Here is an 18,969-nt window from a genome sequence, read left to right on the forward strand (position 1 = left end):
GCAGACGCTCCTGCGAGAGAGGCCGCCGCAGGCGAAGTAGCCCGCCGCAGGCGAAGAAGCCCGCCGCAGGCGAAGCGGGCCGCCGCCAAGACAGAAGACCGGCCTGACACAATGGCCGGGTGACCCGCGCATCTCTGGACAAGCAGCCGCACGAAGTCGCCTCGATGTTCGACGACGTGGCGGAACGGTACGACCTCACGAACGACGTGCTGTCGCTCGGGCAGGCCAGGCTGTGGCGCAAGGAGGTCGCGAAGGCCGTCGACGCGCGCCCCGCGCAGAAGGTCCTGGACCTGGCCGCGGGCACCGCCACCTCGTCGCAGCCCTTCGCGCAGGCGGGCGCGTACGTCGTGCCCTGCGACTTCTCGCTCGGCATGCTGCAGGTCGGCAAGGCACGCCACCCCTGGATGCCGTTCACGGCGGGGGACGCGACGAAGCTGCCGTTCAAGGACGACACGTTCGACGCCGTCACGATCTCCTTCGGCCTGCGCAACGTCAACGAGACGGTCCAGGCACTGCGGGAGATGTACCGCGTGACGAAGCCGGGCGGCCGGGTCGTCATCTGCGAGTTCTCGCACGCGACGTGGGCGCCGTTCCGCACGGTCTACGAGGAGTACCTGATGCGGGCGCTGCCGCCGGTGGCGCGCACGGTCTCCTCCAACCCCGACGCGTACGTCTATCTCGCGGAGTCCATCCGCTCCTGGCCCGACCAGCCGACGCTGGCCGCGCGGTTGCAGGAGGCGGGCTGGTCGAAGGTGGCGTGGCGGAATCTGACGGGCGGCGTCGTGGCGCTGCACCGGGGGTTCAAGGCCTAGGCCTGCCGTTTTCTCCGGAGGGACAGGGAATGCGGAGATTCCCTCGCCGTGAACCGAGTTGACGGGAACCAGCCGCCGGGCAAGATGTGTCCGTTGTGGTACGACTCCGCCGACGCGGCGGTGTCGACGCGAAGCCGCTCTTTCGCGTCGGCCGCCGCGGGACCGTTCGGCACGGGTCGGCCTTTCCGGTCATCTCCCCACTGACGGAGCGTTCCCATGGCGTCGCATTGCCCTCACTGCGGGGCACCCACTCCTGATGAGGCCCGCTTCTGCATGAAGTGCGGGCGAGAGCGTCCGCGTGACACGACGGTGGACGCGGGGCCCGTGGACATGCCCGCGGCGGAGCTGGGGGAGCCGACCTCCGCGGACGCGGCGCCGGTGGAACCCGAGACCGGTGAGCGTGCGGGTGAACCCGCGGGCGAATCCGCGGGCGAGGCGTCGGACTCCAGACGTACGCCTGCAAGTGAGCCCGAGAGCAAGCCTGCAAGCAAACCTGCAAGCAAGCCCGAGAGCGAGCCCGCAAGTACGTCTGAAACCGCGCCTGAAAGCACCCCCGAAGGGCCTGGCTTCACCGCAACTGACCACCCCGCGCCCGCACTTCCCCCAACCGACCACCCCGCGCCCGCACTTCCCCCGCCCCCGCCCCCACCCGCGTACGTACCGGGGGCGCCCGCCGGGCCCTCGCCGCTCGGCGCCTTCCTCGGGCGGGCGTTCCGCGGGGACTGGGCCGGGGCCGCGCAGGCCGCGCTGTGGCCGGTCGGCCTTGTGCTCGTCGCGGCCGTCGCGCTCGCCCTTCCCACCTACGGGCAGGGCGACGGTGACGTCGTCGTCGGGTTCGGCGACCGGCTTCGGATCGCCCTCGCGACGCTGCTCCAGGCAGTGGGCGGCGGCTTCGAGATCTCCGGGAGCGAGCGGCAGCAGTCGTCCCTCTTCGGAGATGAGAGCTCCAGCGTGGACGTCGCCTTCGACGGCAGTGCCGCGCTGCATCTCATTCCGCTCACCGTCACCGCCCTGTGGATCGGGGCCCTCTTCATCGGCGTACGCCTCCTGCGCACCCGTGTCCTCCTGCGCGCCGGGGGCCTCGGTGGCGGCACGGCCGGGCTCGAAGCCGCTGTGCGCGTCACCCTGTTGGTGACCGCGGGCACGCTGACGCTCAGCCTCTTCGCGCAGCCCGAGATCGAGGGCGTCGAGCTCTCCTCGTCCCCGGCGCTCGCCGCGCTCGGCGCGCTCGTGCTCGGTCTCGCCGTCTCCTGCGGTGTGCTGCACCGCGACGACCTTGGCCCGTGGCTCGCCCAACGCCCGGCCCTGCAGGCGGCGTTCCGCGCCACCGGCACCGCGCTGCGCGCGCTCGCCATCGTCCTCGTCGTCTGCTCGCTCGTCGCGTTCATCAGCCTCGCCCAGATCGACGACCTCGAAGGCCTAGCCGACCTCGACGACACCGATGTGTCCCCCCTGCTCATCGCCCTGCTCCTGCTGCCGAACCTGGGCGTCGCCGCCCTCGGCCTCGGCTGGGGAGCGCCGTTCGGTGCTTCGGTGGAGGGGAGCAGTTCGGCGTACGGCGGTGGCCGCGAGAGCGAGTCCTTCGGGCTCTCCGAGCTGGGGGACGTCGCCAACGACTGGGCCGTCGTCGGGGCGCTGGCGCTCGGCCTCGTGTGCGCGCTGGTCATCGGCCTGCTCGCCGCGCGGCGCTCCGCGCACCGGGGAGAGCAACTGCTCGCCGGCGGTATCTTCTTCGGGCTGTTCCTGCTCCTCGCCGGGGTCGGCGGGTTGAGCGTCGACGCGACCGGCAGCGCCTCGTCGGAGTTCGGCGGCGGCGGAGGCGGGAGCGGCTCGGGCGACGGCAGCTTCGAGGTGGGCGTGAGCGTGCCGGACGCGCTGCTGTTCGGGCTGCTCTGGGTGTTCGCCGCGGTGCTCGTCGCGCCGTTCCTGCTGCAACTCGCGGGGCAGCGGCCGGGATTCGGCGTGGTGCCGATGCCGTCGGTCCCGCCACTGCCGAGCGGCGCCGCGGGCGCGTCGGGCGCCCCCGACGCACCTGGTTCGGTGGCCACCGCGCCCACCGAGAGCGCCATCGGTGTCGTGGGACCGGTCTCAATGGACAAGCAGACGCCGGGAGTTGCCCCGGCCCCGGGAGCCACCCCGGCACTCCAGCCCGCGTACGACCCGGCCGCGAACCCCGCCTACGCCCCCACGGGCTACGACCCCCACGCCTTCCAGCTGCACCAGCAGCCGCCCGCCCCGCCCGAGCGCCGCACCGCCCTCTGGGTCGCCACGCTCACCGCCGCCTTCGTCATCGGCAGCGGCATCGCGGCCGGCGTCCTGCTCTGGCAGGACAACAACGACGGTTCCGCCGACAAGGCGGGAGGCAAGGACGACAAGCCCGCCGTCAGCCGCAGCCAGGACCCCACCCCGGCGCCCACGCCGTCCCCCTCGGACCTCCCGACGGACAGCACGGAGGACCCGGAGGTGGAGCCGAGCGCGAGCCCGGACACCGTGGACGACGCTCCCGAACCGCCCGCGGGCTTCGATCTGGTGTCCGACGTGAGCGGCTTCGAGTTCGCGGTGCCCGACGGCTGGTCCCGGCAGGGTGAGGAGCGTCCCGGCCAGGTCGTGTACGCAGGGTCGACCGGCCCGGAGCAGTTCATCGTCGGCGTGGTCCCGAACGCCCCGTACACCTCGTACGAGAACTTCACGACCATCGAGAAGGACGCCAAGAAGGACCCGAAGAAGTCGGACTACCAGCGGTTGCGGCTTGAGCCGAACACCTTCCAGGGGCGCAGCGGCGCGATCTGGGAGTACACGTACACCGACACGGCGGGCCGCGAGATCCACGCGGTGAACCAGAGTTACGTCGCGGACAACGGCACCGAGTACGCCATCCAGCTCTCGTGGCGCGCGGACCATTGGCCCGCGGGTGAGGGCGAGGAGAACCACCGGGTCGCTCTCGAGAACTGGCGGATCAACGGCTGAGGTGCCAGGCCCCCCGCCCTGGGGCGGGGGGCCTGCGGCACTACAGCACGAGGCGGAAGGTGTGGGCCTCCCGCTTCGAGGGCGTCGTGAAGGTCTCGGCCAGCTCCATGCCGAGCCGCCGGGTCACGGCCGCGGATCGTGCGTTGCGGACGTCGACCATCGCCACCACGTCCCGCACGCCCGCGGCCCGCACCCGCTCCAGGGTGGCCTCCGCGGCGGCGGTCGCGTATCCCTTGCCCCAGGCGGCGCGGGTGAGCCGCCAGCCGATCTCGATCGCGCCCTTGGGTCCCCATTCGTGCGGCCAGGGCTGCGCTCCGGTGAAGCCGATCGGCTCGCCGTCCGCGTCGAGCAACGTCCAGAAGCAGAAGCCGAGTTCGGCGTCGTGTCTGCGCTGCCGGGCGGTCAGCTCCTCGTACACGGAGAGCTCGGCCGACGCGCCGGTGCCGAAGAATTGCATGACCTCCGGGTCGTCGAAGAGCCGGTGCCAGACGAACGCGTCCTCGTGGGTCGGGACACGCAGCTGTACGGCGGGCAGGGTCTTGGTCGGCAGTGCCTGCTTTGTCACGGGTGGCCCTTCGGCTGGCTGATCGGTACCGCTGCATAGACTGCCCATAACCCGTGCCCGTCGGCACACAGATTTCGAGCCTTGGGGAGAACCCGCCGTGACCGAGCCCCAGCCCCTCACCGAACACACCGCTGATGTGATCGTCGTCGGGGCCGGGCCAGCCGGTTCCACGACCGCCTATTACCTGGCGAAGGCCGGACTCGACGTCCTGCTCCTGGAGAAGACCGCGTTCCCCAGGGAGAAGGTCTGCGGCGACGGCCTGACGCCGCGCGCCACCAAGCAGCTGGTGTCCATGGGGATCGACATCTCCGAGGAGGCGGGCTGGCTGCGGAACAAGGGCCTGCGCATCATCGGGGGCGGCGTCCGGCTCCAGCTCGACTGGCCGGAACTCGCCGCCTACCCCAACTACGGCCTGGTCCGTAAGCGCGACGACTTCGACGAGCAGCTCGCCAACCAGGCGCAGAAGGCGGGCGCCCGCCTGCACCAGCGCTGCAACGTCGGTGCCCCGATCATCGACGACCGCACGGGCCGCATCACCGGCGTGCACGCCAAGCTCGGCGAGGAGAAGACCCCGGTCACCTTCCACGCCCCGCTGGTGGTCGCCGCCGACGGCAACTCGACCCGGCTCTCCCTCGCGATGGGCCTGCACCGCCGCGAGGACCGCCCGATGGGTGTCGCGGTCCGTACGTACTTCACCTCGCCCCGCCACGACGACGACTACCTGGAGTCCTGGCTGGAGCTGTGGGACCGCCGCGGCGCCGAGGACCGGCTCCTTCCCGGCTACGGCTGGGTCTTCGGCATGGGCGACGGCACGTCGAACGTCGGGCTCGGCATCCTCGACTCCTCCTCCGCCTACAAGGAGCTGGACTGGCGCGAGGTGTTGAAGGCCTGGTGCGCCTCGATGCCGGAGGAGTGGGGCTACACCCCGGACAACATGACGATGCCGATCCGCGGCGCCGCCCTGCCGATGGCCTTCAACCGCCAGCCGCACTACACCAAGGGCCTGCTCCTGGTGGGCGACGCGGGCGGCATGGTGAACCCCTTCAACGGCGAGGGCATCGCGTACGCCATGGAGTCCGGGCAGATCGCGGCGGACGTCATCGTCCAGGCGCACGCCCGCCAGACCCCCGGCCAGCGCGAACTCGCCCTCCAGCGCTACCCGAAGGTCCTCAAGGACACCTACGGCGGCTACTACACGCTGGGCCGCGCCTTCGTGAAGCTCATCGGCAACCCGAAGGTCATGAAGATCGCCACGCAGCGCGGTCTGACGCACCCGATGCTGATGCGGTTCACGCTGAAGATGCTGGCCAACCTCACCGACCCGACGGGCGGCGACGCGATGGACCGCATCATCAACGGCCTGAGCAAGGTGGCCCCGAAGGCGTGAGCGTCTGTCCGATTTGCCCTCGCCCCGTGGGTGGTACGAGGCTGGTCGCATGATTTTCATCGCAGTCAAGTTCACCGTCCGCCCCGAGTACGCCGACAGCTGGCTGGAGCGGACCGCCGAGTTCACGCGGGCCACGCGTGCGGAGGAGGGCAACCTCTTCTACGACTGGTCCCGCAGCGTCGACGACCCCAACCAGTTCGTCCTCCTGGAGGGCTTCGCCTCCCAGGAGGCGGGCGCGGCGCACGTCGGCTCCGACCACTTCAAGGCCGGCATGGAGACGATGTCCGGGTTGATCGCGTCGACCCCCGAGATCATCCACACCGAGATCCCGGGCAGCAGCTGGTCCGAGATGGGCGAGTTGTCGCCGAAGGGCTGAAACGCCCACGCCTCTCTTCACGCGGGGCGCACAGTTTCACGTGAGGCGCACAGCTTCACGTGAGGCGCTCAGGGCGCACGGAAGGGCCGGGAACCCCGCTGGGGGGTTCCCGGCCCTTCTGGGTTGCTGTGAGGGGCCCTCAGAGGACGCGCACGGCGCCGTCGGCGGGGTAGCCCGACAGATCCTGGACGACAACGCCCTTGCTGGGGTTGGCGGCGTCGAGGTACTGACCGTTACCGATGTACACACCCACGTGGTACGCGGAGCCCGCGCCACCCCAGTAAAGGATGTCGCCCACCTGGACGTTGGAGAGCGAGACCGGCGTGCCGGACACCGACTGGTCCTGCGAGACGCGCGGAAGGTCCACGCCCGCCTGCTTGAACGCGGCCTGGACGAGGCTGGAGCAGTCCCAGGCGTTGGGTCCGGAGGCACCCATGACGTACGCGTCGCCGAGCTGGGCCTTGAGGAAGCTGATGACCGTGCCGACGCTGCCGCTGGCCGGGGCGGGCGCCTCGGCGGTGACGCCGGAGCCGGAGCCCGAGGCGCTGAGCGTCGTGCGCTCGGCGGAACGCGAGGCGCGCTCCTCCTCGGCCTTCTTCTTGGCGGCGGCCTCGGCCTTCGCCTTGGCCTCCGCCTTCTTCTCGGCGGCGGCCTGGTCTTCCTTGGCCTGCTTGGCGGCCTTCACGGCGGCCGCGTCCTGCTCGGCGCGGAGCTCGTAGCTGTCGGCGGTCTGCTGGGTGGCCTCAGCGGACTGCGCGATCTGCGTGGAGAGATCCGCGGTGAGCGTAGGCATTTCGATGGTCTCGGTCACCGGCTCGGCGGCGGTCGCCGTGCCAGCTGCCGCGGCCACTGCCAGGGTGCTGAGGACGCCACCGGCAACTCCGGCGCGCAGGGCCTGCTTCGTGGCGCTACGACGGGGCTTCCGGTGGCTGGGTATGTGAGCGGTGTGGGACATGAGAACAACCGCTATCAGGGAGTCAGGGTTCCCATCAAGAAACGTGGGGTGCGCCACAGTTGCCCGCGACGGCCTCGAATCCCGGGCGTGTCACTTCTTATTGACGCCGTAACGGGCAATGCGGACAACGGCGATCACGCCTGTGATCATGGGTTTTCTGCGATACGCCCGAATTGCCCGCGGACTACCACCGGTTGAGCCGGTTGGCCAAGCCCGGTTTCTTTGCCGTGCATTGGCGTGTGGCGCAGGTCACATGAGAAACCCTAGGGGATCTCCCTGAGATCACACCGAGACCTTCCTGAGATCTCCCGAAGAAATCAGGGGTGTTGTCCGTATGGGGGATCGGTGACGGATCGACGAGGAATCGACGGCGGATCGACGACGGCTCCGTGTCGGCGGGGGTGCTGGTCGACTCTCGCGCGGCCGACCGGCTCTCGCGCGTATGCCGATCCGATGACTCTCGCGCGTGTGTCGATCCGATCGTCATAAAGGTGATGCTTCGATCGCCTCGTCATAAAGGTGACGCTTCGATCGTGGTGAAGGTTTCACTTCGCTCGCCGTGGGGTTGTCGCTGCGGTTGTCGGTCCGGCCGCCGCGAAGGTGCCGCTTCGGTGGCTCGTGAATCTGTGCACGCGCGCGTGGCTGTCCACCTTCATCCATGCCCCTCCCGCCAAAGTGTGAATGAGCCGCCACTATCAAGCCAGGGCGTCCAGCGCCAATTTGCCTGCGGCGGCCATCGCTTGATAGGGCGACCCCCTCCCGACCAGCGGTAACTCGCCGAGATGTCACCTCTGGTGATCACTCAGGCGCTTCGCGTATGAAGATCACCGCTCATCCGACTTCATGATCCTTCGTCAGGTGGTGGAGATCACAAAGCCGTTGTCGCACCCCGTGTCGCAGATCACAGACCGGCGGGCATAAGATGCACGGCAGTTGGGCTTGTGACCTGCTTCACATGAACGCGATCTTCGTGGGGTGGGCCGCGGTCCGATGCAACCGCCAACAGTCAGTGCCGACTGAGAGGAGCGAGGAGCGTGAACGCCTATGCGCCCATCCTCGTGCTGGGAGCCCTCGGGGCAGGCTTTGCGATCTTCTCCGTGGTCATGGCCACGCTTATCGGTCCAAAGCGGTACAACCGCGCCAAGCTCGAGGCGTATGAGTGCGGTATCGAGCCGACGCCGACTCCGGCCGGCGGCGGGCGATTTCCCATCAAGTACTACCTGACGGCGATGCTCTTCATCGTCTTCGACATCGAGATCGTCTTCCTTTACCCCTGGGCCGTCACCTTCGACGCGCTGGGGATTTTCGGGCTCGTGGAGATGCTGCTCTTCGTGCTCACCGTCTTCGTCGCGTACGCGTACGTATGGCGGCGTGGCGGCCTGGAATGGGACTAAAGGTCTGAGGGGCCAAAGAGCATGGGACTCGAAGAGAAACTGCCGAGCGGTTTTCTGCTGACCACCGTCGAACAAGCCGCGGGCTGGGTGCGCAAGTCATCCGTCTTCCCCGCGACCTTCGGCCTCGCGTGCTGCGCCATCGAGATGATGACGACGGGAGCCGGGCGCTATGACCTGGCTCGCTTCGGCATGGAGGTCTTCCGCGGTTCGCCGCGGCAGGCCGATCTGATGATCGTGGCCGGGCGGGTGAGCCAGAAGATGGCGCCGGTCCTGCGGCAGGTCTATGACCAGATGCCCAACCCCAAGTGGGTCATTTCCATGGGGGTTTGCGCTTCATCGGGCGGGATGTTCAACAATTACGCGATTGTGCAGGGCGTGGACCACATTGTCCCTGTTGACATCTATTTGCCCGGCTGTCCGCCGCGGCCCGAGATGTTGATGGACGCGATCCTCAAGCTCCACCAGAAGATCCAGGGCGGCAAGCTCGGGGTCAACGCGGAGGAAGCGGCCCGCGAGGCGGAGGAGGCGGCCCTCAAGGCCCTCCCCACCATCGAGATGAAGGGGCTGCTGCGGTGAGCGACGCGCACGACGAACACGACGAGCACCGAGACGGGAACGGCGTCCCCGCTCCCCGCGACGAGGCCGGCAAGGTCATCGGCGTCCGCAGGGGCATGTTCGGCGCCAACAACGGCGGCGACACGTCCGGTTACGGCGGCCTGGTGCGCACGGTCACCCTGCCCGGCGCCTCCGCGCGCCCGTACGGAGGCTGGTTCGACGAAGTCGCGGACGAGCTGGAAGGAGCCCTGGAAGAGCAGGGTCTCCTTCCGGAGAACGCGATCGAGAAGACGGTCGTCGACCGCGACGAGCTCACCTTCCACATCGCGCGCGAGCACCTCGTCCGGGTCGCGCAGACCCTGCGCGACGACCCGGCCCTGCGCTTCGAGCTCTGCACGGGCGTCTGCGGCGTGCACTTCCTCGAGGACAAGGGCCGCGAGCTGCACGCCGTCTACCACCTGCGCTCGATCACCCACAACCGCCTGATCCGGCTCGAAGTCAGTGCCCCTGACGCCGATCCGCACGTCCCCTCGCTGGTCGCCGTCTATCCGACGAACGACTGGCACGAGCGCGAGGCGTACGACTTTTTCGGCCTGATCTTCGACGGTCACCCAGCCCTTACGCGGATCATGATGCCGGACGACTGGCAGGGCTTCCCGCAGCGCAAGGACTACCCCCTCGGCGGCATCGCCGTCGAGTACAAGGGCGCCCAGATCCCGGCTCCGGACCAGCGGAGGTCGTACAGCTGATGTCCACTTCACATGCCTCCGCCCGTGAGACGACCGAGGGGACTGTATATACAGTCACCGGCGGCGACTGGGACGAGGTCGTCCAGTCCGCCGCCCGGTCCGACGACGAGCGCATCATCGTCAACATGGGTCCGCAGCACCCCTCCACCCACGGTGTGCTCCGGCTCATCCTGGAGATCGAGGGCGAGACCGTCTCCGAGGCCCGCTGCGGCATCGGCTATCTGCACACGGGCATCGAGAAGAACCTCGAGTACCGCACGTGGACGCAGGGCACGACGTTCGTCACGCGCATGGACTACCTGACGCCGTTCTTCAACGAGGCGGCGTACTGCCTCGGCGTCGAGAAGCTCCTCGGCATCGAGGACCAGATCCCGGACCGCGCGTCGATCATCCGCGTGCTCCTGATGGAGCTCAACCGCCTCTCCTCGCACCTGGTGTGCATCGCCACCGGCGGCATGGAGCTGGGCGCGACGACGATCATGATCTACGGCTTCCGGGATCGTGAACTCGTTCTCGACATCTTCGAGCTGATCACCGGACTGCGCATGAACCACGCGTACATCCGGCCCGGCGGACTCGCCCAGGACCTGCCCCCGGGCGCGGTGGACCAGATCCGCGAGTTCGTGAAGAAGATGAGCAAGAACCTCGGCGAGTACGACAAGCTCGCCACCGGCAACCCCATCTTCAAGGCCCGTATGCAGGACGTCGGCTATCTCGACCTCGCGGGCTGCATGGCTCTCGGCGCCACGGGACCGGTCCTGCGCTCGGCCGGTCTGCCGCACGACCTGCGCAAGGCGCAGCCCTACTGCGGGTACGAGAACTACGAGTTCGACGTGCCGACCGCCGACACCTGCGACTCCTACGGACGCTTCCTGATCCGCCTGGAGGAGATGCGCCAGTCGCTGCGCATCGTCGAGCAGTGCCTCGACCGGCTCGCGCCGGGCCCGGTCATGGTCGGCGACAAGAAGATCGCCTGGCCCGCGCAACTGGCGCTCGGCCCGGACGGCCTCGGCAACTCGCTCGATCACATCAAGAAGATCATGGGCACCTCCATGGAGGCCCTGATCCACCACTTCAAGCTGGTGACCGAGGGCTTCAGGGTCCCGGCCGGTCAGGCGTACACCGCGGTCGAGTCGCCCAAGGGCGAGCTCGGGGTGCATGTCGTCTCCGACGGCGGCACCCGCCCCTACCGGGTCCACTTCCGCGACCCGTCCTTCACCAACCTGCAGGCCATGGCGGCGATGTGTGAGGGCGGCCAGGTCGCCGACGTCATCGTCGCCGTCGCGTCCATCGACCCCGTGATGGGAGGCGTCGACCGGTGACCACCACTCCCTCTTCGGAGCAGGGCACGGGCGTCAGCCTGGGCATGCCCCAACTCCCCGCCCCCGACTTCCCGGCCGACGTACGGGCCAGGCTCGACGCGGACGCCAAGGAGGTCATCTCCCGCTACCCGGACTCGCGGTCCGCGCTGCTCCCGCTGCTGCACCTGGTGCAGTCGGAGGAGGGCCACGTCACGCGCACGGGCATGGCCTTCTGCGCGGAGGTCCTCGGCCTGACCACCGCAGAGGTCACCGCGGTCGCGACGTTCTACACGATGTACCGGCGCAAGCCGTCCGGTGACTACCAGGTCGGCGTCTGCACCAACACGCTGTGTGCCGTCATGGGCGGCGACGCGATCTTCGAATCCCTCCAGGAACACCTGGGCGTCGGCAACGAAGGGACCACGGAGGACGGCAAGGTCACGCTGGAGCACATCGAGTGCAACGCGGCCTGCGACTTCGCGCCCGTCGTGATGGTCAACTGGGAGTTCTTCGACAACCAGACTCCCGAGACCGCCAAGCGGCTCGTCGACGACCTGCGCGCGGGCGTGCAGGTCGAGCCGACCCGCGGCGCCCCCTTGTGCACGTACAAGGAGACGGCCCGGATCCTGGCGGGCTTCCCCGACGAGCGCGCCGGCGCCGTCGAGGCGAGCGGCGGCGCGGGCCCGGCCTCGCTGATCGGACTCCGCCTGGCCAAGGGCGAGTTGCCGCAGCCGCGGGTGGTCCACCCGCGCGCGGGCGGCCCGCAGGACGAGGCGCCTGCCGAGCACCTCAGCTCGCACGACGCACCGCAGGAGACCTCGGCATCCGACCCGGCCCACCCGGCCGGACCGACCGCCGAGGAGGGGGAGTGATGACCTTGGCAGCCGAGATCGACAACGAGACGAGCCCCGAGAAGCTGCTCGCGCCGGTGCTCTCGGCGTTCTGGGACGAGGAGAAGTCCTGGACGCTGGAGACCTACCGACGGCACGAGGGGTACGAGGGCCTGCGCAAGGCCCTGGCCATGGCGCCGGACGACCTCATCGCCTACGTGAAGGACTCCGGTCTGCGCGGCAGGGGCGGCGCCGGATTCCCCACCGGAATGAAGTGGCAGTTCATTCCGCAGGGCGACGGAAAGCCGCACTATCTAGTTGTCAACGCCGACGAATCGGAGCCGGGGACCTGCAAGGATATCCCGCTCCTCTTCGCGAACCCGCATTCCCTCATCGAGGGGATCGTGATCGCGTGTTACGCGATCCGTTCTTCGCATGCCTTCATCTACCTGCGCGGTGAAGTCGTCCCCGTGCTCAGGCGGTTGCACGAGGCCGTGCGTGAGGCGAAAGAGGCGGGATTCCTGGGCGAGAACATTCTGGGCAGCGGACTCGACCTCGAACTCACCGTGCACGCGGGTGCGGGCGCGTACATCTGTGGTGAGGAGACCGCGCTGCTCGACTCGCTCGAAGGCCGCCGTGGCCAGCCGCGACTGCGTCCCCCTTTCCCGGCCGTCGCGGGCCTCTACGCATGCCCCACTGTTGTCAACAACGTCGAGTCCATCGCGTCGGTTCCCGCGATCCTGAATCGCGGAAAAGACTGGTTCAAGTCGATGGGAAGCGAGAAGTCCCCCGGCTTCACGCTCTATTCGCTGAGCGGCCACGTCACCAGCCCCGGCCAGTACGAGGCCCCGCTCGGCATCACCCTGCGCCAGCTGCTCGAGATGAGCGGCGGGATCAGGGCGGGCCACCGGCTCAAGTTCTGGACGCCCGGCGGTTCCTCGACGCCGATGTTCACCGACGAGCACCTCGACGTCCCGCTGGACTACGAGGGAGTGGGCGCCGCCGGCTCGATGCTCGGCACCAAGGCGCTGCAGTGCTTCGACGAGACGACGTGCGTGGTGCGTGCGGTCACCCGCTGGACCGAGTTCTACGCCCACGAGTCCTGCGGCAAGTGCACGCCCTGCCGCGAAGGGACGTACTGGCTGGTGCAGTTGCTCCGCGACATCGAGGCCGGCAAGGGCGTCATGTCCGACCTGGACAAGCTGAACGACATCGCCGACAACATCAACGGCAAGTCGTTCTGCGCGCTGGGTGACGGCGCCGCGTCGCCGATCTTCTCCTCGCTCAAGTACTTCCGCGAGGAGTACGAGCAGCACATCACCGGCAAGGGCTGCCCCTTCGACCCGGCCAAGTCGACTCTCTGGGCCGACCGGCCCGCCGCACATTCGGAGGTGAACGCATGACAGTGACCACCAACAGCGCTCCCTCCGGGGGCGGTGAGGCGGCGGTTCCGCCGGAAGACCTCGTGTCGCTGACGATCGACGGCATCGAGATCAGCGTCCCCAAGGGGACTCTGGTCATCCGGGCCGCCGAGCTCCTCGGCATCGAGATCCCGAGGTTCTGCGACCACCCGCTGCTCGACCCGGCGGGCGCCTGCCGCCAGTGCATCGTCGAGGTGGAGGGCCAGCGCAAGCCGATGGCCTCCTGCACCATCACCTGCACCGACGGCATGGTCGTGAAGTCGCAGCTCTCCTCGCCGGTCGCCGAGAAGGCCCAGCGCGGGGTGATGGAGCTGCTCCTCATCAACCACCCGCTGGACTGCCCGGTCTGCGACAAGGGCGGCGAGTGCCCGCTGCAGAACCAGGCGATGCAGGTCGGCGACCCGGACAGCCGCTTCGAGGGCAAGAAGCGGACGTACGAGAAGCCGGTGCCGATCTCCACGCAGGTGCTTCTCGACCGGGAGCGGTGCGTGCTGTGCGCGCGCTGCACCCGGTTCTCGAACCAGATCGCGGGCGACCCGATGATCGAGCTGATCGAGCGCGGCGCGCTCCAGCAGGTCGGCACGGGCGAGGGCGACCCCTTCGAGTCGTACTTCTCCGGGAACACCATCCAGATCTGTCCGGTCGGCGCGCTGACATCGGCGGCGTATCGCTTCCGCTCGCGGCCCTTCGACCTGGTGTCGTCGCCTTCGGTGTGCGAGCACTGCGCGGGCGGCTGCGCGACCCGCACCGACCACCGGCGCGGCAAGGTCATGCGGCGCCTGGCGGCGGACGACCCCGAGGTCAACGAGGAGTGGCTGTGCGACAAGGGGCGCTTCGGCTTCCGTTACGCGCAGAAGCCGGACCGGCTCACCACGCCGCTGGTGCGCAACGCGGAGACGGGTGAGTTGGAGACCGCCAGTTGGCCGGAGGCTCTCGAAGCCGCCGCCGCCGGGCTCGCCGCCGCGCGCGGCCGTGCCGGTGTGCTGACCGGCGGGCGCCTCACCGTGGAGGACGCCTACGCGTACAGCAAGTACGCGCGCGTGGCGCTCGACACGAACGACATCGACTTCCGCGCGCGCGTGCACAGCAGCGAGGAGGCCGACTTCCTCGCCGCCCGTGTCGCGGGCCGTGGCCGGGATCTCGACGGCGCCGGGGTCACGTACGCGGAAGTGGAGAAGGCACCCGCGGTGCTGCTCGTCGGCTTCGAGGCCGAGGAGGAGGCCCCCGGGGTCTTCCTGCGGCTTCGCAAGGCCTGGCGCAAGCACGGCCAGCGGACGTTCTCCCTTGCCACGCATCAGACCCGGGGCCTGGAGAAGGCGGGCGGCACGCTGCTGCCGGCCGCTCCCGGCACCGAGACGGAGTGGCTCGACGCACTCTCCGGTGAGGTCGGCCTCGAGGGCGACGGTGCCAAGGCATCCGAGGCGCTGCGCGCTCCGGGTGCGGTGATCGTGGTCGGCGAGCGCCTCGCGTCCGTGCCGGGCGGCCTCACCGCCGCCGTACGGGTCGCTTCCGCGACCGGTGCGCGGCTGGTGTGGATTCCGCGCCGGGCGGGGGAGCGCGGTGCCATCGAGGCCGGCGCGCTGCCCTCGCTGCTCCCCGGCGGGCGCCCGTCCACCGACCCGCGCGCGCGGGACGAGGTCGCGGCCGTCTGGCGCGTCGCCGAACTCCCGCACCGCTACGGCCGCGACACCGGCCAGATCATCGAGGCGGCGGCGACCGGCGAACTGGGCGCTCTCCTGGTGGCGGGTGTGGAGGTCGCCGACCTCCCCGACCCGGCACGCGCGCGTGCGGCACTCTCCGAGGTCGGTTTCCTGGTCTCCCTGGAGCTGCGGCCCAGTGAGGTCACGGAGCACGCCGATGTCGTACTCCCCGTGGCCGCGGTCGCGGAGAAGCCCGGCACCTTCCTCAACTGGGAGGGCAGGGCGCGGATGTTCGACGCCTCGCTCAAGCCCGACCACATGACGCGCACGCTCGCCCCGACGGACGCGCGGGTGCTGCACATGCTGGCCGACGCCGGGGACGTACACCTGGCCCTTCCCGACCTGGCGAGCGTCCGGCGCGAGCTGGACCGGCTCGGCGGCTGGGACGGCCCGCATGCCACGGAGCCCCTGGAGACGGGTGCTCAGCCGCCGAGGCCCGCCTCCGGAGAGGCTGTTCTCGCGGGGCACCGGTTGCTGCTCGACCGGGGACGCCTCCAGGACGGCGACGAAGCCCTTGCCGGCACGCGGCACGCCGCGGTGGCCCGGCTCTCCGCGGCCACAGCGGCCGAGGCCGGCGTCAAGGACGGTGACGTCCTTGCCGTCGCCGGGCCCGCGGGAGCGACCGAACTGCCGCTCCAGGTCACCGAGATGCCCGACCGTGTGGTGTGGCTGCCGCTGAACTCGACCGGGGGAGGCGTCACTTCCGACACCGGTGCGCGCCCCGGCGACCTCGTCCGCATCGGCCCGGCGCTCCTGCCGGAGCCCTCTGAGGCCCCGGAGGTGACGTCGTGATGCACCACATGGTGCCGCTTGCGGCGGAAGACCTGTCCATGTTCGGCCGTGACCCGTGGTGGCTCGTCGCGATCAAGGCGGTGTTCTGCTTCGCGTTCCTGATGGTGACGGTGCTCTTCTCCATCGTGTGGGAGCGCAAGGTCGTCGCCTGGATGCAGCTGCGCATCGGGCCCAACCGGCACGGTCCCTGGGGCATGCTGCAGTCCCTCGCGGACGGCATCAAGCTGATGCTCAAGGAAGATCTGATCGTCAAGCGCGCGGACAAGGTGGTGTACATCCTCGCGCCGATCGTCGCGGCCATCCCGGCCTTCATGGCGATCGCGGTGATCCCGTTCGGACCCGCGGGCAACGAGATCTCGATCTTCGGCCAGCGCACGACGATGCAGCTCACCGACCTGCCGATCGCGATGCTCTACATCCTCGCGGTCGCTTCGGTCGGCATCTACGGCATCGTCCTCGCGGGCTGGAGCTCCGGGTCCACGTATCCGCTCCTCGGCGGCCTGCGCTCCTGCGCGCAGATGATCTCGTACGAGATCGCGATGGGCGCCGCGTTCGCCTCGGTGTTCCTCTACTCCGGGTCGATGTCGACCTCGGCGATCGTGGAGGCGCAGGCGGACCGCTGGTACGTCCTGCTGCTGCCGGTCTCGTTCCTGATCTACATCGTGACGATGATCGGTGAGACCAACCGCGCGCCGTTCGACATGCCGGAGTCCGAGGGCGACCTCGTCGGCGGCTTCAACACCGAGTACTCGTCGATCAAGTTCGCGCTGTTCATGCTCGCCGAGTACGTCAACATGGTCACCGTCTCGGCGGTCTCGGTCACCCTCTTCCTGGGCGGCTGGCGGGCCCCGTACCCGATCAGCACCTTCTGGGAGGGCGCGAACCACGGCTGGTGGCCGATGCTCTGGTTCGTGATCAAGGTCCAGCTGCTGCTGTTCTTCTTCATCTGGCTGCGCGGCACGCTGCCACGCGTCCGCTACGACCAGCTGATGAAGCTCGGCTGGAAGGTCCTGATCCCCGTCTCGGTCGTCTGGCTGATGCTCGTGGCGACGGTCAGGGCGATGCGGAACGAGGAGTACGACTTCACCTCGATCGCGCTCTATGTGGGCGGCGGAGTCATCGCGCTCCTGTTGCTCTCCGTCGTCGTCGACATCTTCCGCGACAAGCGCGAGAAGGAAGCGGCGGTGCGGTCCGAGAGCGAGGAGCCCGTCGCCTTCGACCCGATGGCCGGTGGATTCCCCGTCCCGCCGCTGCCCGGACAGAGCCTGCCGCCCGTTCCGCGACGACGCCCGCGCCACGAGCGCGAGTTGATTGTCAGTGGTGGACCGGATACTCAAAGTGACGGAACCCGAAGTGACGGAAAGGAGGCGTCCGATGGCTGAGTCGAAGAAAGAGCCGCAGCACGAGCCCCACGAGTCGAACCAATCGAAGCAGGGTTTCCAGAACCCCGTCGCGGGCTTCGGCGTGACCTTCAAGGCCATGTTCAAGAAGCGGCTGACCGAGCAGTATCCGGAGCAGGAGAAGATCACCGCTCCCCGCTTCCACGGCAGGCACCAGCTCAACCGCCATCCGGACGGCCTGGAGAAGTGCATCGGCTGTGAGCTCTGCGCCTGGGCCTGCCCCGCGGACGCGATCTACGTGGAGGGCGCGGACAACACCGAGGAGGAGCGCTACTCCCCGGGCGAGCGGTACGGCCGCGTTTACCAGATCAATTACGCCCGCTGCATCCTGTGCGGGCTGTGCATCGAGGCGTGCCCCACGCGCGCGCTGACGATGACGAACGAGTTCGAGCTGGCCGACAGCAGCCGCGAGAAGCTCATCTTCACCAAGGAGCAGCTGCTCGCGGGCCTGGAGGAAGGCATGGTCGAGTCACCGCACTCGATCTTCCCCGGCACGGACGAGCAGGACTACTACCGCGGTCTGGTGACCGAGGCCGCTCCGGGCACGGTGCCTCAAGTGGCCCTCTCCAAGGGGGAGACGCCCCAGGAGGCCGCTTCCACCTTCGGGGACTCCGAACCCGCGTCGGGGGAGGTGATCAACCGATGACGCAGCTCGCCGCCTACACCACATCCACCGGTGAGGCCGTCCAGTTCTGGGTGCTCGGCACGGTCGCCGTGATCGGCGCCCTGTGCACGATCCTCATGAAGAAGGCCGTGCACAGCGCGCTCTGCCTCGCCGGGACCATGATCATCCTCGCGGTCTTCTACCTCGCCAACGGGGCGTACTTCCTGGGCATCGTCCAGGTCGTCGTCTACACCGGCGCGATCATGATGCTGTTCCTCTTCGTGGTCATGCTCGTCGGTGTCACCGCCGCCGACTCCCTGAAAGAGACCATCAAGGGGCAGCGCTGGCTGGCCGGCCTGTGTGGCTTCGGCTTCGCCATCCTGCTCTTCGCCGGCATCGGGAACGCCTCGGTGAACGACTTCACCGGGCTCGGCAAGGCGAACGCGGGCGGCAACGTGGAGGGTCTCGCCGAGGCCATCTTCACGAAGTACGTCTTCGCCTTCGAGATCACCGGCGCGCTGCTCATCACCGCCACCGTCGGCGCGATGGTGCTCACCCACCGCGAGCGCACGGAGCGCGCCAAGACGCAGCGCGAGATGTCCGAGGAGCGCGTGCGCGGCAAGCACCTGCCTCCGCTGCCCGCCCCCGGTGTCTACGCCCGGCACAACGCCGTGGACGTCGCGGGTCTCCTCCCCGACGGCACCCCCTCCGAGCTCACGGTCAACAAGACGCTGCGTGAGCGCGGCCAGATCCGCGATGTGTCGGACGAGGCACTGGACGATCTGCGGGCCCTCGAACAGCGCTCATCGGAGCGTCTGGAGCGGTCGACCAAGACCGAGGAGGCGTCGAAGTGAATCCGGTCAACTACCTGTATCTCGCGGCGCTGTTGTTCGCGATCGGCGCCACCGGCGTACTGATCCGGCGGAACGCGATCGTGGTGTTCATGTGTATCGAGCTGATGCTCAACGCGTGCAACCTCGCCTTCGTGGCCTTCTCCCGGCTGCACGGCAATCTCGACGGCCAGATCATCGCCTTCTTCACGATGGTCGTCGCCGCGGCGGAAGTCGTGGTCGGCCTCGCGATCATCGTGTCGCTGTTCCGCTCCCGTCACTCGGCCTCGGTCGACGACGCCAGCCTGATGAAGCTGTAAGGGGTCGCTGA

Annotated in this window: 17 protein-coding genes; 15 read left to right on the top strand and 2 right to left on the bottom strand. The window is 69.0% G+C overall.

Annotation, left to right across the window (positions count from 1 at the left end):
* The first annotated feature begins 119 nt into the window (after nucleotides 1-119).
* Nucleotides 120-812 (top strand): demethylmenaquinone methyltransferase, encoded by a 693-nt coding sequence (locus tag ACWGIH_RS17000; RefSeq protein WP_453445746.1) that lies wholly within the window; start codon nucleotides 120-122, stop codon nucleotides 810-812.
* Between the two features lie 216 nt (nucleotides 813-1,028).
* Nucleotides 1,029-3,779 (top strand): zinc-ribbon domain-containing protein, encoded by a 2,751-nt coding sequence (locus ACWGIH_RS17005; protein WP_453445744.1) that lies wholly within the window; start codon nucleotides 1,029-1,031, stop codon nucleotides 3,777-3,779.
* 40 nt (nucleotides 3,780-3,819) lie between these two features.
* Here ACWGIH_RS17005 and ACWGIH_RS17010 read toward each other — a convergent pair whose 3' ends face one another.
* Entirely contained in the window at nucleotides 3,820-4,344 is a 525-nt protein-coding gene (locus ACWGIH_RS17010) for a GNAT family N-acetyltransferase (RefSeq protein WP_453445742.1), read from the bottom strand.
* Nucleotides 4,345-4,441: 97 nt separating this feature from the next.
* Here ACWGIH_RS17010 and ACWGIH_RS17015 point away from each other — a divergent pair, with 97 nt between their 5' ends.
* Both ACWGIH_RS17015 and ACWGIH_RS17020 read left to right on the top strand, forming a co-directional pair.
* Nucleotides 4,442-5,731, top strand: coding sequence for a geranylgeranyl reductase family protein (locus ACWGIH_RS17015; protein WP_453445741.1), 1,290 nt, complete (start codon nucleotides 4,442-4,444; stop codon nucleotides 5,729-5,731).
* A gap of 49 nt (nucleotides 5,732-5,780) precedes the next feature.
* Nucleotides 5,781-6,107, top strand: a complete 327-nt coding sequence (locus ACWGIH_RS17020) for a putative quinol monooxygenase (protein WP_453445739.1) — start codon at nucleotides 5,781-5,783, stop codon at nucleotides 6,105-6,107.
* A gap of 139 nt (nucleotides 6,108-6,246) precedes the next feature.
* Here ACWGIH_RS17020 and ACWGIH_RS17025 read toward each other — a convergent pair whose 3' ends face one another.
* Nucleotides 6,247-7,062 (bottom strand): C40 family peptidase, encoded by an 816-nt coding sequence (locus ACWGIH_RS17025; protein WP_453445737.1) that lies wholly within the window; start codon nucleotides 7,060-7,062, stop codon nucleotides 6,247-6,249.
* Between the two features lie 1,034 nt (nucleotides 7,063-8,096).
* Between ACWGIH_RS17025 and ACWGIH_RS17030 the strand changes: the two genes are divergently transcribed.
* Genes ACWGIH_RS17030 through nuoK form a run of 11 tightly spaced genes read left to right on the top strand, consistent with a single transcriptional unit; the run spans nucleotide 8,097 to nucleotide 18,958 of the window.
* Complete coding sequence (locus tag ACWGIH_RS17030; protein WP_003992243.1) at nucleotides 8,097-8,456, top strand: NADH-quinone oxidoreductase subunit A; 360 nt, start codon at nucleotides 8,097-8,099, stop codon at nucleotides 8,454-8,456.
* Nucleotides 8,457-8,477: 21 nt separating this feature from the next.
* Nucleotides 8,478-9,032: a NuoB/complex I 20 kDa subunit family protein gene (locus ACWGIH_RS17035; RefSeq protein ID WP_160506582.1), complete on the top strand. Its 555-nt coding sequence runs from the start codon at nucleotides 8,478-8,480 to the stop codon at nucleotides 9,030-9,032.
* The gene (locus tag ACWGIH_RS17040; RefSeq protein ID WP_453445736.1) at nucleotides 9,029-9,760 is read left to right on the top strand and encodes an NADH-quinone oxidoreductase subunit C; all 732 of its coding nucleotides are present in this window, start codon (nucleotides 9,029-9,031) and stop codon (nucleotides 9,758-9,760) included. The genes ACWGIH_RS17035 and ACWGIH_RS17040 overlap by 4 nt, the downstream gene beginning before the upstream one ends.
* Nucleotides 9,760-11,082, top strand: a complete 1,323-nt coding sequence (locus ACWGIH_RS17045) for an NADH-quinone oxidoreductase subunit D (protein WP_451219920.1) — start codon at nucleotides 9,760-9,762, stop codon at nucleotides 11,080-11,082. The genes ACWGIH_RS17040 and ACWGIH_RS17045 overlap by 1 nt, the downstream gene beginning before the upstream one ends.
* 44 nt (nucleotides 11,083-11,126) lie before the next feature.
* Nucleotides 11,127-11,933, top strand: coding sequence for an NADH-quinone oxidoreductase subunit NuoE (nuoE, locus tag ACWGIH_RS17050; protein WP_365823813.1), 807 nt, complete (start codon nucleotides 11,127-11,129; stop codon nucleotides 11,931-11,933).
* Nucleotides 11,933-13,294, top strand: a complete 1,362-nt coding sequence (gene nuoF, locus ACWGIH_RS17055; RefSeq protein WP_365823666.1) for an NADH-quinone oxidoreductase subunit NuoF — start codon at nucleotides 11,933-11,935, stop codon at nucleotides 13,292-13,294. Before nuoE ends, nuoF begins: the two co-directional genes overlap by 1 nt.
* Entirely contained in the window at nucleotides 13,291-15,804 is a 2,514-nt protein-coding gene (locus ACWGIH_RS17060) for an NADH-quinone oxidoreductase subunit G (protein WP_453445734.1), read from the top strand. Before nuoF ends, ACWGIH_RS17060 begins: the two co-directional genes overlap by 4 nt.
* Nucleotides 15,805-15,812: 8 nt before the next feature.
* Nucleotides 15,813-17,186, top strand: coding sequence for an NADH-quinone oxidoreductase subunit NuoH (gene nuoH / locus ACWGIH_RS17065; protein WP_453445924.1), 1,374 nt, complete (start codon nucleotides 15,813-15,815; stop codon nucleotides 17,184-17,186).
* The gene (gene nuoI, locus ACWGIH_RS17070; protein ID WP_453445732.1) at nucleotides 17,179-17,850 is read left to right on the top strand and encodes an NADH-quinone oxidoreductase subunit NuoI; all 672 of its coding nucleotides are present in this window, start codon (nucleotides 17,179-17,181) and stop codon (nucleotides 17,848-17,850) included. Before nuoH ends, nuoI begins: the two co-directional genes overlap by 8 nt.
* The gene (locus tag ACWGIH_RS17075; RefSeq protein WP_453445730.1) at nucleotides 17,847-18,662 is read left to right on the top strand and encodes an NADH-quinone oxidoreductase subunit J; all 816 of its coding nucleotides are present in this window, start codon (nucleotides 17,847-17,849) and stop codon (nucleotides 18,660-18,662) included. Before nuoI ends, ACWGIH_RS17075 begins: the two co-directional genes overlap by 4 nt.
* Nucleotides 18,659-18,958 (top strand): NADH-quinone oxidoreductase subunit NuoK, encoded by a 300-nt coding sequence (gene nuoK, locus ACWGIH_RS17080; RefSeq protein ID WP_016640174.1) that lies wholly within the window; start codon nucleotides 18,659-18,661, stop codon nucleotides 18,956-18,958. Before ACWGIH_RS17075 ends, nuoK begins: the two co-directional genes overlap by 4 nt.
* Nucleotides 18,959-18,969: the final 11 nt, after the last annotated feature.

This window comes from Streptomyces sp. NPDC054872, from assembly GCF_053610705.1.

Excerpts from the sequence above, each read along its gene's own strand:
- ACWGIH_RS17005 (WP_453445744.1), top strand. The coding sequence starts at position 1,029 with ATGGCGTCGCATTGCCCTCACTGCGGGGCACCCACTCCTGATGAGGCC.
- ACWGIH_RS17020 (WP_453445739.1), top strand. The coding sequence starts at position 5,781 with ATGATTTTCATCGCAGTCAAGTTCACCGTCCGCCCCGAGTACGCCGAC.
- ACWGIH_RS17025 (WP_453445737.1), bottom strand. The coding sequence starts at position 7,062 with ATGTCCCACACCGCTCACATACCCAGCCACCGGAAGCCCCGTCGTAGC.
- ACWGIH_RS17035 (WP_160506582.1), top strand. The coding sequence starts at position 8,478 with ATGGGACTCGAAGAGAAACTGCCGAGCGGTTTTCTGCTGACCACCGTC.
- ACWGIH_RS17045 (WP_451219920.1), top strand. The coding sequence starts at position 9,760 with ATGTCCACTTCACATGCCTCCGCCCGTGAGACGACCGAGGGGACTGTA.
- nuoE (WP_365823813.1), top strand. The coding sequence starts at position 11,127 with ATGCCCCAACTCCCCGCCCCCGACTTCCCGGCCGACGTACGGGCCAGG.
- nuoF (WP_365823666.1), top strand. The coding sequence starts at position 11,933 with ATGACCTTGGCAGCCGAGATCGACAACGAGACGAGCCCCGAGAAGCTG.
- ACWGIH_RS17060 (WP_453445734.1), top strand. The coding sequence starts at position 13,291 with ATGACAGTGACCACCAACAGCGCTCCCTCCGGGGGCGGTGAGGCGGCG.
- nuoH (WP_453445924.1), top strand. The coding sequence starts at position 15,813 with ATGGTGCCGCTTGCGGCGGAAGACCTGTCCATGTTCGGCCGTGACCCG.
- nuoI (WP_453445732.1), top strand. The coding sequence starts at position 17,179 with ATGGCTGAGTCGAAGAAAGAGCCGCAGCACGAGCCCCACGAGTCGAAC.
- ACWGIH_RS17075 (WP_453445730.1), top strand. The coding sequence starts at position 17,847 with ATGACGCAGCTCGCCGCCTACACCACATCCACCGGTGAGGCCGTCCAG.